This window comes from Alsobacter sp. P4_H11 (assembly GCF_056400925.1).
In genome coordinates, this window is sequence record NZ_JBFUKI010000002.1 from 456,773 (window position 1) to 471,347 (window position 14,575).

Sequence of the window (14,575 nt, forward strand, 5' to 3'; positions counted from 1 at the left end):
CGGTCGGTTCCGGCTTAGCTTCCCGCCATGACCAGCATCGTGCCGTCCATCCGCCTTCCCGTCACGCTCGGCTCGCGCGCCTTCGAGCGCCTGGAGCAGCTCCGCGCCTTCACGGACGTCCCGGGCCAGATCCACCGCCTGTATCTCTCCCCATCCCACCGGCATGCCGCGGATGCGGTGGCGGAGATGATGCGTGCGGCCGGATGCGACAGCGTCCACGTCGACGCGCTCGGCACCGTGGTGGGGCGCTACGAGGGCGCGACGCCGGGATTGCCCGCGTTGCTGATCGGTTCGCACATCGACACCGTGAAGGACGCCGGCGCTTTTGACGGCACGCTGGGCGTGATCGCGGCGATCGGGGTGATCGAGGAACTCGCGAAGTCCGGCGAGCGCCTGCCTTTCGCCGTGGAGGCGCTCGCCTTCGGGGACGAGGAGAATGTCCGGTTTCCGAGCAATCTTTCCTCCTCCCGCGCGCTGGCCGGCGCCTTCGACGCCGCCACGCTGGATGGCCGGGACGAGGACGGGATTAGCCTGCGCGACGCGCTGGTGCGGTTCGGCGGCAATCCGGACGACATCATGTCGCTGCGGCGCGATCCCGCGAGCGTGCTCGCCTATGTGGAGGTCCACATCGAGCAGGGGCCCGTGCTGGAGGCTCGCGACCTGCCGGTCGGGGTCGTCACGGCCATCAACGGCGCGAGCCGGCGGCGGCTGACCGTGTCGGGCATGGCCGGGCATGCCGGCACGGTGCCGATGACGCTGCGCCAGGATGCGCTCGCGGCGGCGGCCGAAATGGCGCTCGCGATCGAGCGGCTCGGCGCCGGGCAGCCCGACACGGTCGCGACCGTGGGGCGTTTCACGGTGGAGCCCAACGCCGTCAACGTAATCCCGGGGCGGGTGCTGTTCACGCTGGACGTCCGCAGCCCCGACGACGTGATCCGCACCGCCCTGGTGGCCGCCGTGGAGCGCGAATGCCGCGCCATCGCGGAGCGGCGCGGCGTGACGCTCACGATCGAGCCGTTCTATGACGCGCCCGCCGCGCCCTGCGACCCGGCGATCCGGGCCGGGCTTGCGGCCGCGGTGGCGGGCCGGCAGATCCCCGTGCTGGAGCTGCCCTCCGGCGCCGGGCACGACGCCATGGCGATGGCGTCGCTGTGCCCGGTGGGCATGCTGTTCGTGCGGTGCAAGGGCGGAATCAGCCACAACCCGGCCGAGTCGATGACGGAGGCGGACGCGGACGCCGCGATCGCGACGCTGCTGGATTTCGTGCGCGGCTTTCGCACCTGAGGGGGCGGCGCAAGCTGCACCGCGCCGGCGCGGGCTGTCTTAACCACGCCGGAACTTCCCCATCTTGGGGGCATTGAATGGGCTCTTCCCAAACAGGCTGCCGCTCGGCAGCCCATAACGCCTGCATGCAGGAGTGGAGGATTCCCATGGCAAACGACGATCGATATCGCGACCCGGACCGCCAGCGCTGGACCGAGGACCGCTATGGCGGCTCGGACAACCGCTATGGCGGCTCGGAGAACCGCTATGGCTCGAGCAGCCGGACTTCCGGCTCGGAAAACCGCTATGGCGGCGACCGCAACCGTGGCGGTCAGTTCGGGAGCGGCTCGGGCGCGTCCGGTTCGCGCGGCGGCTCCGACTATGGCCGCAACCAGACCTGGGAGCGGGCCGGCGACTGGGGCCGCGACGAGCGTGGCCGCGACAGCTGGAGCAACGATTATTCGCGCGGCGACGACTGGGGCGGCTCGCGCGGCGGCGACCGTGAGCGCGGATCGTTCAGCGGCTCCGGCGGCTCGGGCGGCGGGTCCGGATTCGGATCGCGGTCGCGTTTCGACGAGCCGGTGGCTCCCGAATACGGGCCGAGCCGCGGCGCAGCGTCCTACTCGGCCGGCGGCGAAGACCGCTACGGCTATGGTTCGTCCGGCCGCTCCGGCGGCTATGGCCGAGGCGACACGAGCGACTATGGCCGCGGTGGCGACTTCGGGCGTTCTTCTGGCTCCAGCTGGGGCGCTGGTTCCTACAGCCAGGGCTCGGACCGCGATCGCTACGGCCGGGGCTCGCAGGGCTACGGTTCGCAGGGCTACGGCTCTCAGGATCGCGGCTATGGCCGCGACGACGACCGCGGCTTCTTCGAGCGCGCCAGCGACGAGGTGGCCTCATGGTTCGGCGATGACGACGCCGAGCGCCGCCGGCTCCAGGACGCGCAGCGCGACGCCCAGCACCGCGGCCGTGGCCCCAAGGGCTACGCCCGCTCGGACGACCGCATCCGCGAGGACGTCAACGACCGCCTGACGGACGACCCGCACATTGACGCTAGCGACATCGACGTCACGGTCCAGAACGGCGAAGTCACGCTGAGCGGCTCGGTGGAGGAACGCTTCGCCAAGCGCCACGCCGAGGATATCGCCGAGACGGTCTCGGGCGTGACCCACGTGCAGAACAACATCCGGGTGAAGCAGCGCTCCGGCTATGGCTCCGGATCCGGATCAACGTCCACGGACTCGAACCAGAGCCTGTATGGATCGGGCGCGGCCGCGGCCAGGGCTGGCTCCACCGGATCCGGGTCGACGAGTTCGTCTTCGGCGGGAACGCATACCGGGTCGCAGAACCCCGGCGCGGTGAGCTATGGCGACACGGCCGGCTCCTCGACCACCGGGACTACCGGCACGGGCGCGGATGCGACCGGATCGAGCTCGACCGGCTTGAGCGGGTCATCCATGGCCAGCGCCGGGTCCAGCCGGAAGATCGGCGGGGCCTGAGCCGCGCCGCCATGGCGGGATCGCCCGCCATGGCGGCGCCTGCAACAGATCGCAAAACGAAAACCCCGCCGGACTCGCGTCCGGCGGGGTTCCTGATTCAGACGCTGTGTTCAGCGGCAGGTGCGGACCCGGCGCACGCCCCAGGGACCACGCTGAACGCGCGTGACGCAGCGGCGGAACGGGGCCGGGCGGGCGAAGCGCGGGCCGGGGCCGCCACGCCAGACGCAGTTGCGGCCGCGCGGACCACACACCCAGCGCACGTCGTTCAGCAGTCCGCCGCCCTGGACGGACGAGTCCACAGCCGCCGGCGCGGCCGGAGCCGCCTGGGCGCTCGATATGCCAAGACCAGCAAACGTGATGGCGGTCGCGAACGCGGCGGCGGCAAGTTTCGGAATCATGGTTGGCCTCCAGTGATGGGACGGGTTGAACCGCCGGAAGGCGGTTCTGTTCCCCGGCTGCGCCCGTCGGACGCAGCCGCACACCGGAGGAGAAGCGCCGAAGCGGCGTCAGCTTACGAGGGAGGCCCGGAGGCTTTCGGCCTGCTCGCGCAGCACCGGCAACGCGGTCTCGACGAGGCGCTCGGCCGAGATTCGGCCGGCTTGCGCGCTGGCGTTCATGGCCGCCAGAACCTGCCCTGCCGAGTTGCGGACCGGCGCGGCGACCGAGCGCAGCCCGACCTCGAGTTCCTGGTCCACCAGCGCGTAGCCGTCCCGGCGGACCTGGTCGAGGATCGTCATCAGGGCGTCGATGTCGGTTTCGGTGTGGGGGGTCAGCCGGCGCAGGTCTGACTGGGCCAGGATGCGCCGCGCCGTCTCGGGCGGCTCGGCGGCCAGCAGCACCCGCCCCATGGACGTGCAATAGGCCGGCAGGCGGCTGCCGACGGCCAGCCCCACCGACATGATCCGCTTGGTGGCGGCGCGCGCCACATAGACGATCTCGGGGCCGTCCAGCGTGCAGGCCGAGCAGCTTTCATGCGTGCGCTCGCTCACGGCCTCCAGCGCCGGCTGGAGAACGCGCGTGAGCGGCGTGGACGCCAGATAGGCGTAGCCGAGCGACAGGATGCGCGGCGTGAGCCGAAACTGCTTGCCGTCGCTCGCCACGTAGCCGAGCGCCTGCAGGGTGAGAAGCGACCGCCGGACGGTCGCGCGCGGAAGCGAGGTGGCCTTCGCGACGTCCGCCAGCGTCAGGCTTTCGCGGCCGATGTCGAAGGCGCGGATCACCGACAACCCGCGCGCCAACGCGCCCACATAGGACGGATCGTCTTCGCTGATCGGCGCCGGTCCCGCCTCCATTCTCAGCCACCCTCGATGGTCGCGACACGCGCCGGGCGCAGCCTCGACCGATTGGAAACCGAAGCCGCACGCCTTGACGGGCCGGTTTCGCCGGACCTAAAATGTTCGCAATACGAATGTATGTTCGTAATGCGAACACGTCAAGCCGACACCACGGCGAGGAGACACCCCGGATGGCGCGCTTCATGACGCTGCGTGACGCAGTGGCCGAGTGCATTCGCGACGGCGACAAGGTCGCGATGGAAGGGTTCACCCATCTGATCCCGCACGCGGCCGGGCACGAGGTGATCCGCCAGGGCTGCAAGGGCCTGACCCTCTACCGCATGACCCCGGACATCATCTACGATCAGCTCATCGGCATGGGCTGCGCCGAGAAGCTCGTTTTCTCGTGGGGCGGCAATCCGGGCGTGGGCTCGCTGCACCGGCTGCGCGACGCGGTGGAGAACGGCTGGCCGCACAAGCTCGCCATCGAGGAGCACTCCCACGCCGCCATGGCGAACGCCTACGAGGCCGGCGCGTCCAACCTGCCCTTCGCGATGTTCCGCGGCTATCTCGGCGTCGATCTCCCGAAGGTGAATCTCAACATCAAGCGCATAACCTGCCCGTTCACGGGCGAGGAGCTGGCCGCCGTGCCGGCGATCCGGCCGGATGTCGGCGTCATCCACGCGCTGCGGGCGGACCGGGAGGGCAACGTTCTGCTGGAGGGCATCACGGGGGTTCAGAAGGAGACCGTGCTGGCGTCCCGGCGCTCGATCGTCACCGTCGAGGAGATGGTGGACGACTTCGGCCCGCTCAACCGCAACGCCGTGGTGCTGCCGAGCTGGACCGTGACCGCCATCGCGGTCGTGCCCGGCGGCGCGCACCCGTCCTACGCGCAGGGCTACTACAAGCGCGACAACGCCTTCTACATCGCGTGGGACAAAATTTCCCGCGACCGGGACGGATTCCTGGCCTGGATCAAGGACAACGTTCTCGCCAAGGGGCCTGATGCCTTCGCGGCCCATGGCCGCAAGGTCGCGTGAGGGGACCATCATGACCGACCACACCCCCACCGAGATGATGACCATCGCGGCCGCCCGCGCGCTGAAGAACGACGACGTGTGCTTCGTCGGCATCGGCGCGCCCTCGGCGGCCTGCAACCTCGCGCGCCTGACGCACGCGCCGCAGATCACGCTGATCTACGAGAGCGGCACGCTGGCGACCCGTCCCAACGTGCTGCCGCTCTCCATCGGCGACGGCGAGCTCTGCGACACGGCGCTCACCACCGTGTCGGTGCCGGAGATGTTCCGCTACTGGCTGCAGGGCGGGCGCATCACGGTCGGTTTCCTGGGCGGGGCGCAGATCGACCGCTTCGCCAACCTGAACACCACCGTGGTGGGCCCATACGATGCCCCCAAGGTGCGGCTGCCGGGCGGCGGCGGCGCGCCCGAGATCGCGACGAACTGCGGCGAGATCTTCATCACAATGGCGCAATCGCCGCGCTCGTTTGTCGGCGAGCTGGAGTTCATCACCTCCATGGGTCATGGCCGCACGGGCCGCGAACGCCGCGCCATGGGGGTGAAGACCAAGGGGCCGAGCCGGCTGATGACGGATCTGTGCGTGTTCGAGCCGGACGAGGACACCAAGGAAATGATTGTGGTGTCCATCCAACCCGGCGTCACGCGTGAGAAGATCGCCGAGAACACCGGCTGGCCGGTGCGTTATGCTGCGAACGTCGGCGAGACCCCGCCCCCCACCGCGCAGGAACTCGACGTGCTGCGCGACATCCAGGCCCGCACCAAGAAGGCGCATGGAGGATCCCGATGAGCCGCGATGTTTTCCTCTGCGACGCCGTCCGCACCCCCATCGGCCGCTACGGCGGCGGTCTGGCTAAAACGCGCACCGACGATCTGGCGGCGACGCCCATCCGCGCCCTGATGGAGCGGAACCGGGAGGCCGACTGGGGTCAGGTGGACGAGGTGTTCTTCGGCTGCGCAAACCAGGCCGGCGAGGACAACCGCAACGTCGCCCGCATGGCGGCGCTGCTGGCGGGCCTGCCGCAGGAGGTTCCGGGAACGACGCTGAACCGGCTCTGCGCGTCCGGGCTCGACGCCGTGGGATCGGCCGCGCGCGCCATCCGGGCCGGCGAGATGGAGTTCGCCATCGCGGGCGGAGTCGAAAGCATGACCCGCGCGCCCTTCGTGATGGGCAAGTCCGACCAGGCTTTCGGCCGAACCGCCGAAATCTACGACACCACAATCGGCTGGCGCTTCGTCAACAAGGCCATGAAGGCGAAATACGGCACGGATTCGATGCCCGAAACGGGCGAGAACGTCGCGCAGGACTTTCAGGTCTCGCGCGAGGACCAGGACGCCTTCGCGCTACGCAGCCAGCAGCGGGCCGCCCGTTCCAAGGCGTTTTTCGCCGAAGAGATCGTCGCCGTCGAGACGCCCGGCGGCAAGGCCGGGCCAATCACGGTCGATACGGACGAGCATCCGCGCGAAACGACCGCCGATGCGCTCGCCAAGCTGAAGCCCATCGTCCGCCCGGACGGCACCGTGACGGCCGGCAACGCCTCCGGCGTCAATGACGGCGCATGCGCGATGCTGGTCGCCTCCACGGAGGCGGTCCGCAAGCACGGCCTGCACCCGCGCGTCCGCATTCTCGGCATGGCGACCGCTGGCGTCGCGCCCCGCATCATGGGCGTCGGGCCTGTTCCGGCCGTGCAGAAGCTCTGTGAGCGTCTGGGCCTCAAAGTGTCGGATTTCGACGCCTTGGAGCTGAACGAGGCTTTCGCGAGCCAGTCGCTCGCGGTGTTGCGCGGGCTCGGGCTGCCGGACGACGCCGACCACGTGAACCCCAACGGCGGCGCCATCGCGCTCGGCCACCCGCTCGGCATGTCGGGCGCGCGACTGGCCATGACGCTGGCGCATCATCTCGACAAGACGGGCGGCAAGCTCGGCCTCGCGACGCTGTGCGTCGGCGTCGGCCAGGGCGTGGCGCTCGCCGTGGAACGCATCTGAACGCGAGCTCCCCCGGCTGAGCAATCTCCAAGCCGAACAACAGCCAGGAGGACCGACATGGGCCTGATCTACCCGCGGGAGAGCGCGCTGGCGCACCCCTCCAACTCGTTCGAGGGCTATCGCAGCACCGCCAAGCGGCACCCCAAGCGCCCGCTCGTGATCCTGCCGCACACGCTGTCTGAAGTGACCGGCCCGGTCTATGGCCATGAGATCGTCCGGCCGGAAGACGCCGACCTCACCCTCCAGCACGCCGGAGAACCGCTGGGCGAGCGCATCATCGTGTCCGGCCGCGTGCTGGACGAGGACGGCCGCCCTGTCCCAAACACGCTGCTCGAAGTCTGGCAGGCCAATGCGGCCGGGCGGTACGTGCATGTCGCCGACCAGCACCCGGCGCCGCTCGACCCCAACTTCACGGGCGCAGGACGCGTCGTCACGGACGACGAGGGCCGCTACCGCTTTGTCACCATCAGGCCGGGCGCTTACCCGTGGCGTAACCACCACAACGCCTGGCGACCGGCGCATATTCACTTCTCGCTGTTCGGCCCGTCCTACCTGTCGCGTCTCGTGACGCAAATGTATTTCCCGGGCGACCCGCTGTTCCCGTTTGATCCGATCTTCAACTCGGTGACTGACGAGCGCGCGCGCAACCGCATGGTGTCGCGGTTCGATCTCGACACCACGCAGCCCGAATGGGCGCTGGGCTTCGTGTTCGACATCGTGCTGCGCGGCCGCAACGCCACCCCCATGGAGGAGCCGCACGATGACTGACGGCATCACCCCGTCGCAGACGGTCGGCCCCTATTTCGCCTACTGCCTGACGCCGAAAGACTACGACACGCGCGAGATCTTCTCGGCCGACCTCACGACCCCGGCGGTGGGCGGCGAGCGCATCCGCGTGGTCGGGCAGGTGCTGGACGGCGACGGCGTCGGCATTGGCGACGCGATGATCGAGATCTGGCAGGCAGACCCCGAGGGGCGCTACGCGCATCCGGCCGATGGCCGCGCCCGCGGCAACACCGGTTTCGCCGGGTTTGGACGGGCGCCCACGACCCCCGATGGCATGTATGAGTTCACGACCGTGAAGCCGGGACAGGTTCCGGGCCCGGACGGCAAGCCGCAGGCGCCTCACATCGCCGTCACGGTGTTCGCGCGCGGCATGCTCAAGCATCTTTATACGCGCATCTATTTCGAGGACGAGCCCGCAAACGCGGCTGACCCCATCCTGGCGCTGGTTCCCGACGAGGAGGGGCGCCGGACGCTGATCGCCCGGCGGCTGGCGGGCGAAGCCGAGCCGACCTACCGGTTCGACATCCGCCTGCAGGGCGACGGCGAAACAGTGTTTTTTGAGGCCTAGATGCCGTCGGCCCCCTCTCCCCGGAACGGGGAGAGGGCTGGGGTGAGGGTGGACTGGCGGGGCGCCAACGACCGGGTTTGAGGCAGCTGAACCACCCTCACCCCTGCCCCTCTCCCCTGGTGGGGAGAGGGAGAGCACGGCGGCCGCCATTTCGGGCTACTGCCCGGCGTGCCATGCTGCGCAACCCGACCGGAACATGACACACGATGACCTTCTCAGCCCTCGACTCCGCCCTCACCGGGCCGCTCTTCGCCACCGAGCGGATGCGAGCGATCTTTTCGGACGAGGCGCGGGTCGCCGCGATGCTGCGGGCGGAGGCCGCGCTGGCGCGGGCCGAGGCGCGGTTCGGGCTGGCGCCGGAGGCTCTGGCGGCCGCCATCGAGGCAATCGAGCCGGGCAGCCTCGATCTGCGGCAACTGGGCGTCGAGACCGCCCTGGCGGGCGTGCCGACCATTCCGTTCGTGAAGGCCGTGCAGAAGCGCCTGCCGGCGGAGCTGGAAAGCGCATTTCACAAGGGCTCCACCACGCAGGACATCGTCGACACCGCGCTGGCGCTGCAGATGCGCGACGCCTTCGAGGCGTTGCGGCGGGACCTCGGACCCACCCTGGCCGGGCTGTCAGCCTTAGCGCGCCGGCACCGGACGACGCTGTGCGTCGGCCGCACCTATGGGCAGCACGCCGCGCCGGTGAGCTTAGGCTTCAAGGCCGCGGGCTGGCTGGCCGGCCTCGCGGATGTCGCCGGTCGGCTGCCCGATATTCGCACGCGGACCTTGCTGGCCTCGCTCAGCGGGCCGGTGGGCACGCTGGCGGGATTGCGCGAGCACGGGCCGGCCGTGCAGGACGCCTTCGCGGCCGAGCTGAGCCTCGGGGCTCCGCCCCTGTCCTGGCACACGCGGCGAAGCGCGGTCGTGGAGGCCGGGATCTGGCTCGCCATGCTGATCGGCGCCCTGGGCAAGATGGCGACGGATGTGGCCAGCCTCGCCTCCACGGAGATCGGCGAAGTCGCCGAACCTTACACGCCCGGGCGCGGCGGCTCCTCGGCCATGCCGCACAAGCGCAATCCGGTGTCTTCCACGGTGATGCTCGCGGCCGCTGGCGCGGCGCCGGGGCTCGCCTCCACGTTGCTCACGGCCATGACGGGCGCGCACGAACGACCGGCCGGAGCCTGGCATGCGGAATGGCACGCGCTGCCGCAACTGTTCGGCCTCGCCTCGGGGGCGCTTGCGGAAGCGCGGCGGCTGGCCGAGGGGCTCGAGGTCGACGCCGAGCGCATGCGCCGCAATGTCGACCTGACGCAGGGGCTGCTGTTCGCCGACGCGGCAGCCTCCGCGCTGACGCCCGCGCTCGGGCGCGCGGCGGCGCACCATCTCGTCGAGGAGGCAGCCGGCGCGGTCCGCGCTTCGGGCCGTTCGCTGCAGGACGTGATCGAGAGCCTGCCCGAACTGCCGGCCGACTTCGACCGCGCCGCGCTCGCCAGGGCGTTTGATCCGGCTCCGTCCGTCGACGCGGCGGCGCGGTTCGTGGATCGCGCGGTCGCGGCCGCGCAGCCTATCCAGGACGCGCTGGCGTCGTAACCTCCAGATCGCAATCGGGACCACCGCCATGCCGCTGATCGACGTGAATGGGACCACGCTGTTCTTTGATGAGACCGGCTCGCGGGGCGCGGCTCCGGTCGTGTTTTCCAACTCGCTCGGGACCACCCTGGAGATGTGGGAGGCGCAGGCCCGCGCCTTTGCGGGGCGCTACCGCGTGATCCGCTACGACACGCGCGGGCATGGGCGCTCGCCCGCGTCCGCCGCGCCGGTGACCATCGACACGCTGGGCGACGATCTCGCCGGCCTGCTGGACGCGCTCGGGATCGAAAAGGCGCATGTGGTGGGCCTGTCGCTCGGTGGCATGACGGCGCAGAACCTCGCGATCCGGCATCCCGGAAAGGTCGCGAGCCTCGTGCTGATGGCCACCGCGCCGGCCTTGCCGCCGCCCGAAACCTGGGAGACGCGCGCCCAGGCCGTGCTGCGGGACGGCATGGCGGCGATCGCCGGGCCGCTGCTGGGCCGCTGGTTCACGCCCGCCTTCGCGGAGCGCGACCGGGCCCGGCTCGCCTTCTTCACCAGGATGGTGCTCGGCGTCGACCCCAAGGGCTACGCGGCCTGCTGCCGCGCCATCCGGGACATGGACCTGCGGCCCGGTCTAGGTTCGATCACAGCCCCGACGCTCGTGATCGCGGGCGCGGGCGATCCAGTCACCACGCCCGCCATGGGACAGGAGCTCGCGGCCGCCATCCCGGGCGCGCGGCTAGAGGTCGTTGCCGACGCCGCGCATCTTCTCGCCGCCGAGCAGCCCGGCGACGTCAACGCGCTCTTGGCCGAGTTCCTCGTAACCCAGGCCGGACAGCCCGCCGTTCATACGGACGCGGCGTTTCAGCGTGGGCTCTCGAACCGCAAGGCCGTGCTGGGCGTGGACCATGTGCAGCGCTCGCTGGCCGGCGCGGGTCCGTTCGCGGCCCCGTGGCAGGACTTCATCACACGGGCGGCCTGGGGCGAGGTCTGGGGCGACCCGACGCTGCCGTGGAAGACGCGCTCCTGCGTGACGCTCGCCATGATGGTGGCGCTGCACCGCGAGGAGGAGTTCAAGCTGCATGTCCGCCCGGCGCTCAAGAACGGCGTCTCGCTGGAGGAGCTGCGCTCACTGCTCCTGCAGACCGCAATCTATGCAGGCGTACCCGCCGCCAATGCGGCGTTCCGGTGGGTGAAGGACGTGCTCGGGCCGGAGCTCGACGCCGTGGAGCCGTGGCGGGCCGAGCTCTAAGCCGCCCGCCGATCAGCGCAGCCGGCTCTGACGCAGCACGCCGCTCTGCTCCAGCAGCGGGTAGGCGGAGGCCGCGATGTGCGCCTCGATGCGCTTCAGGTCGCGCACGATGTCGAGCTGGATCGCGCTGGTCTCGATGGAGGCCGTGTCGCCGTCACGCACGCGCTCGAAATGGCGCTCGGTCGCGATGCGCTCCAGTTCGCGGAACTGCTCCTTCTCGGCCACGAGCCGGCGCGCCGCGTTGACGTCGCCGCCGATGAACACCGCGATGGCGAGCTGCATGTGGTCGATCAGGCGCTGGTGCATGGAGTCGATCTCGGCCAGCCCCTCGCCCGAGAGCTTGAGCCGATTCTTGATGCACTTGGCCCCGAGCTCCTTGAGGTTCTTGTCGACGATGTCGCCGATGTGCTCGAGGTTGATCGTGAAGCCGAGGATCTCGGCCAGCCGGCGCGTCTCGGCTTCGCTGGACGCCTCGCGGCTGATCGCCGTCAGGTAGCGCTCGATTTCGCCATGGAGGCGATCGACGATGTCGTCCAGCCGGCCGATCTCGGCCACGCGCTTGCGGTCGAGGCTGTGGATCAGGTCCTGCGAGCCGCGCAGCATGGCTTCCACCACGTCGGCCATGCGCAGGGACTCGCGCGCCGCGTTGGACAGCGCGACGCTGGGCGTCTCCAGCGCGGTGGCGTCGAGATATTGCGGCGCGCCGGGGTCATTGGCCTTGATGGTCTGCGGCAGCAGCCGCGTCAGCAGCCTGGAGAACGGGCCGAGCAGCGGCATCGCGGCGAGCGCCAGCACGATGTTGAACGCCATGTGGAACAGCGCCGCCATCCGGGCCGGAGAGGGATCCAGCACGGCGAGCCACGACGCGATCTCGGGCAGCAGCGGCAGCGCGATCAGGCAGCCGACGGCGCGGTTGATGAAATTGCCGAGCGGCAGCCGCAGGCGCCGGGGATCGCCGCCCGAGCCCTCCATGAGCGGGTTCAGGGCGCTGCCGAGATTGGCTCCGAGCACCATCGCGAGCGCGGCCGTGGGCGACAGCACCCCGACCGTGGCGAGCGACATTACGAAAAGCACGATGGCGACGCTGGAATGCGCCGCCCAGGTGATGATGGCGGCGAGCGCGAGATTTAGAACGGGCTCGCGCGTCACGGCCTGGAGGAGGTCGCGCATCGCGGGCGCGCTCTCGATCGGGCGGATCGCCTCGGTGAGGAGGTGCAGCGACAGCAGCATCAGGCCGAGCCCGATCGCGACGCGGCCGAGGTCGCGCGTCTTGGTGCGTCCGCCCTTCCGGAACGCCACGACGCCGCCGAAGATCAGCACCGGGTAGACGAGGCTGATATCGAACGAGAAAGCCTGGACGATGAGGGTCGTGCCCACATTGGCGCCCAGCATCAGCGCCATGGCGGGCGCCAGCGCAACCACGCCTTCGGCCGTGAACGAGGTCGCCATCAGGGCGGTGGCGGTGCTGCTCTGCAGCACGGCCGTGACGCCCACGCCGGCCATGAATGCACTGGCGCGCGAGCGCAGGCCCGCGCCGAGCGCACGCCGGAGTTCGCTGCCGAAAGCCCGCATGACGCCGCTATGCACCATGTGGATGCCCCACAGGAGCAGCGCGATATCGCCAAAGAGATGGATGATGACCTGCGTGGCGGACATCGGGGGGCCTCGCACGGGGTGGGCGGAAACGGCGTTACATTATGACGCTCGACGGAATGAATATACCGGAAACACCATGAAGGCGCCTCAACGGCAGGCCGGACAGGCGGTTCCACCTTGCCGGACCACCGCGCGCCGACCGGCCGAACGATGGCCCGCCCCAAGCGGATTGGCGGTTCAGAGCGCCTTCTGGCACTCAACCGCCAGCGCGGCGCCCTTCGCGGCGGCCGCGATCTGGCCGACGCTGAGCGGATCGGCCGCGCCCGTTCCGGTTGGCAGGGCGATCCCGTGGGCGGACAGGAACTTCGCCACCACGGCGCCGGAGATCGCCGGCCAGCTGGCCGCCGGCGATATGCCGGCCACCAGCCTGGGCTCGGGGGCGGCGCCCGCCACGAGCCCGGCAAGGCGGCCCTGCCGATCGAACAGCGCCGTTCCGGCCGCGCCTCTCTGCAGGGGCGCGAAGGCGCGCAGCACGTCGCTCCCCTGCGGCGCCCGCGCCTCCGCGGGGGCGGCGGTGAGCTGGATGTCGGGCGTCGCCGCGAAGCCGATCGCCACGAGCGGAGCAGCATCGGCCGGTGGGGCCGCGGCGGTCGCAAGGCCTGCAGGCTTGACGCCGGGCGCCTCCAAGAGCGTCAGGCCGGTGGCCACGTCGCTGGCCGCGATCCGGACTGGCTTGCGGTCCACCATAACGGCGGCGCAACCGGCTAGCGCAACCGTCGTCACCGCCTTGCCGGACGCAACCGTCCAGGCGGATCCGGCGAGCATGGGGCCGATCGGGGGCTGCGGCGCAGTCGGCGGAGTTGCAGGCGCAGCCTTTGAGTTCGGAGCGCCAAGCTGGGCCGCCGCGACGGCGGGCGTCGCCGTGGGAAACGCCTCGAAGCTGTTTGCGATGGCGATCACCATGCGGTCGAGCTCGGGCGCCTGAGCCGGGTAGGTGAACGTGAAGCCGCGCAGGCCGCCGGGGCCGGCCGAGATGCGCGTGTATGTCTTGCGCCCTTCGAACTCGGCCGCGACCACGAACCAGTCGGGCCGCAGCACCTTGTAGGTCACGCGCCGGCCGGCGCCGTCGGCCTTGTAGCGGTCGAACAGCGCCGGGAGCTCGGCGTCGCCGCCGCTCTGGCTGATCGTCTCCAGCAGCGTTCCGTTCGCAGCCGTGTAGCGCATGCCGCCCGGCACGGGCGCGGGCGGCCTGTCGAAGAGCCGCTGCGGCACGCCGATCCGCACGCCGCTGCGTGGCTCGACGACCCGGGCGAACGCGATGGCCTGCTTCGCCTTGGCGGCGGCCGCCTCCAGGGCGGCGCGGTCGCGCGGCTGCAGGATGCCGTCCGCCGGCGCGTTCTGGCGCTTCTGGAAGGCGAGCACGCCCTTGTGGGTCAGCGGCCCATAGCCTCCAGTCCCCGCGCCCGAGAAGTCGCCGGTCCAGATCAGCGCCTCCTGGATGGCCTTGCGCTCGCCTTCCGGCAGGCCGTCGAAATGGGCCCGCGCAGCTTCGAAAACGGGGTCGACCTTGGCGGCGGGCGGAGGAGCCGTCTGGGCCAACGCCCGGCTCATATCCACGGACGCCATGGCCCCGGTCGCGATCGCGACCATGAGGATGATCCGCGTCACCGCGTCGGGTCGGCTGGCCATGCAGGATTCTCCTTGGCTCGGCGCGAAGGCTTGAGCTCGACGCATCGGCGCTCACTGTCGCGCAGCAGCGCT

13 protein-coding genes are annotated in these 14,575 nt (G+C 70.5%); 9 read left to right on the plus strand and 4 right to left on the minus strand.

All coding sequences use genetic code 11. The annotated features are described in order from the left end of the window. Window positions 1-27: 27 nt before the first annotated feature. Both AC1DSZ_RS05490 and AC1DSZ_RS05495 read left to right on the plus strand, forming a co-directional pair. Complete coding sequence (locus tag AC1DSZ_RS05490; RefSeq protein ID WP_476837366.1) at window positions 28-1,284, plus strand: allantoate amidohydrolase; 1,257 nt, start codon at window positions 28-30, stop codon at window positions 1,282-1,284. Between the two features lie 146 nt (window positions 1,285-1,430). Further along, on the plus strand, window positions 1,431-2,762 hold the full coding sequence (locus AC1DSZ_RS05495) for a BON domain-containing protein (RefSeq protein ID WP_476837367.1): 1,332 nt from the start codon (window positions 1,431-1,433) through the stop codon (window positions 2,760-2,762). A gap of 110 nt (window positions 2,763-2,872) precedes the next feature. Here AC1DSZ_RS05495 and AC1DSZ_RS05500 read toward each other — a convergent pair whose 3' ends face one another. Further along, window positions 2,873-3,160, minus strand: coding sequence for a hypothetical protein (locus tag AC1DSZ_RS05500; RefSeq protein WP_476837368.1), 288 nt, complete (start codon window positions 3,158-3,160; stop codon window positions 2,873-2,875). Between the two features lie 108 nt (window positions 3,161-3,268). After that, window positions 3,269-4,054: an IclR family transcriptional regulator domain-containing protein gene (locus tag AC1DSZ_RS05505; protein ID WP_476837369.1), complete on the minus strand. Its 786-nt coding sequence runs from the start codon at window positions 4,052-4,054 to the stop codon at window positions 3,269-3,271. Window positions 4,055-4,227: 173 nt separating this feature from the next. On the opposite strand from AC1DSZ_RS05505, the gene AC1DSZ_RS05510 reads away from it, so the two are divergent. The 7 genes from AC1DSZ_RS05510 (at window position 4,228) to pcaDC (ending at window position 11,218) form a co-directional block, all read left to right on the plus strand. Then, the gene (locus AC1DSZ_RS05510) at window positions 4,228-5,076 is read left to right on the plus strand and encodes a CoA transferase subunit A (RefSeq protein WP_476837370.1); all 849 of its coding nucleotides are present in this window, start codon (window positions 4,228-4,230) and stop codon (window positions 5,074-5,076) included. A gap of 10 nt (window positions 5,077-5,086) precedes the next feature. Continuing rightward, window positions 5,087-5,860 (plus strand): CoA-transferase subunit beta, encoded by a 774-nt coding sequence (locus AC1DSZ_RS05515; protein WP_476837371.1) that lies wholly within the window; start codon window positions 5,087-5,089, stop codon window positions 5,858-5,860. Beyond that, window positions 5,857-7,056, plus strand: a complete 1,200-nt coding sequence (gene pcaF / locus AC1DSZ_RS05520; RefSeq protein ID WP_476837372.1) for a 3-oxoadipyl-CoA thiolase — start codon at window positions 5,857-5,859, stop codon at window positions 7,054-7,056. The genes AC1DSZ_RS05515 and pcaF overlap by 4 nt, the downstream gene beginning before the upstream one ends. 57 nt (window positions 7,057-7,113) lie before the next feature. Continuing rightward, window positions 7,114-7,824, plus strand: coding sequence for a protocatechuate 3,4-dioxygenase subunit beta (pcaH, locus tag AC1DSZ_RS05525; RefSeq protein WP_188515765.1), 711 nt, complete (start codon window positions 7,114-7,116; stop codon window positions 7,822-7,824). Next, a complete protein-coding gene (gene pcaG / locus AC1DSZ_RS05530; RefSeq protein ID WP_476837373.1) occupies window positions 7,817-8,410 on the plus strand; it encodes a protocatechuate 3,4-dioxygenase subunit alpha in 594 nt (197 codons plus the stop codon). Before pcaH ends, pcaG begins: the two co-directional genes overlap by 8 nt. A 206-nt stretch (window positions 8,411-8,616) precedes the next feature. Beyond that, the gene (locus AC1DSZ_RS05535; RefSeq protein ID WP_476837374.1) at window positions 8,617-9,984 is read left to right on the plus strand and encodes a class-II fumarase/aspartase family protein; all 1,368 of its coding nucleotides are present in this window, start codon (window positions 8,617-8,619) and stop codon (window positions 9,982-9,984) included. A 28-nt stretch (window positions 9,985-10,012) separates the two neighbouring features. Next, window positions 10,013-11,218: a bifunctional 3-oxoadipate enol-lactonase/4-carboxymuconolactone decarboxylase PcaDC gene (gene pcaDC, locus AC1DSZ_RS05540; protein ID WP_476837375.1), complete on the plus strand. Its 1,206-nt coding sequence runs from the start codon at window positions 10,013-10,015 to the stop codon at window positions 11,216-11,218. Between the two features lie 12 nt (window positions 11,219-11,230). Here pcaDC and AC1DSZ_RS05545 read toward each other — a convergent pair whose 3' ends face one another. Both AC1DSZ_RS05545 and AC1DSZ_RS05550 read right to left on the minus strand, forming a co-directional pair. Then, complete coding sequence (locus AC1DSZ_RS05545; RefSeq protein ID WP_476837376.1) at window positions 11,231-12,874, minus strand: Na/Pi cotransporter family protein; 1,644 nt, start codon at window positions 12,872-12,874, stop codon at window positions 11,231-11,233. A 177-nt stretch (window positions 12,875-13,051) separates the two neighbouring features. Then, window positions 13,052-14,503 (minus strand): peptidoglycan-binding domain-containing protein, encoded by a 1,452-nt coding sequence (locus tag AC1DSZ_RS05550; RefSeq protein ID WP_476837377.1) that lies wholly within the window; start codon window positions 14,501-14,503, stop codon window positions 13,052-13,054. Window positions 14,504-14,575 lie beyond the last annotated feature (72 nt).